The organism is Pseudomonas sp. SIMBA_068, assembly GCF_046534705.1.
Taxonomy (GTDB): Bacteria; Pseudomonadota; Gammaproteobacteria; order Pseudomonadales; family Pseudomonadaceae; genus Aquipseudomonas; species Aquipseudomonas putida.
Window position 1 is genome coordinate 1 of the sequence record NZ_JAWRYI010001461.1, and the last position, 241, is coordinate 241.

The following is a 241-nucleotide window of genomic DNA, read 5'->3' on the forward strand; positions in this document are numbered from 1 at the left end:
CTGGAGGGCACGGCTATCGGTAACCGGCGTAAAGGCAAAGGTTTTCAGCGCCAGCAGCACGGTAATCAGCAGCCAGAGCAGGTAGTGACGCGGCAGGCGGCGGGAGCGCTTAAAGAACAGCCAGCTGATCCAGAGACTATAGGCCCAGACCGCCACGGCGGTGAGCAGGGAAATAGCCCAGTAAGAGAAGAGTGTGCTGCCGTGAGAAAACAGCGCCACACGCCATTCCGGATTAAACAGT

Annotated in this window: 1 protein-coding gene; it reads right to left on the reverse strand. The window is 58.5% G+C overall.

The window, feature by feature from the left end; genetic code table 11:
- Window positions 1–240 (reverse strand): DUF2569 family protein (locus tag SB756_RS34480; protein ID WP_410913805.1); only part of this gene is annotated, 240 nt, incomplete at its 3' end.
- Window position 241: the final 1 nt, after the last annotated feature.